The sequence below is a fragment of the Dactylosporangium sucinum genome, assembly GCF_014647515.1.
GTDB lineage: Bacteria > Actinomycetota > Actinomycetes > Mycobacteriales > Micromonosporaceae > Dactylosporangium > Dactylosporangium sucinum.
The window spans coordinates 27,268-27,480 of record NZ_BMPI01000092.1 but is presented as its reverse complement, the minus strand read 5'-3'; the positions used below and the strand labels follow the sequence as shown (position 1 = coordinate 27,480).

Below are 213 nucleotides of genomic sequence, written 5' to 3'. Positions count from 1 at the left end.
GTCACCTCGTCGGCGAACGCCGACAGCTGATCCACCATCGTGTTGATCGTGGTCTTCAGCTCCAGGATCTCCCCACGAGCATCGACGTTGATCTTCTGACTGAGATCGCCGCGGGCCACCGCCGTCGTCACCTGCGCAATACCGCGCACCTGCGCCGTCAGGTTCTCCGCCATCACGTTCACCGAGTCGGTCAACCCACGCCAGGTACCGGCC

Annotated in this window: 1 protein-coding gene; it reads right to left on the bottom strand. The window is 63.8% G+C overall.

Annotated elements, in window-relative coordinates:
* Positions 1-213 (bottom strand): HAMP domain-containing protein (locus IEZ31_RS57810; protein WP_373294831.1); only part of this gene is annotated, 213 nt, incomplete at both ends.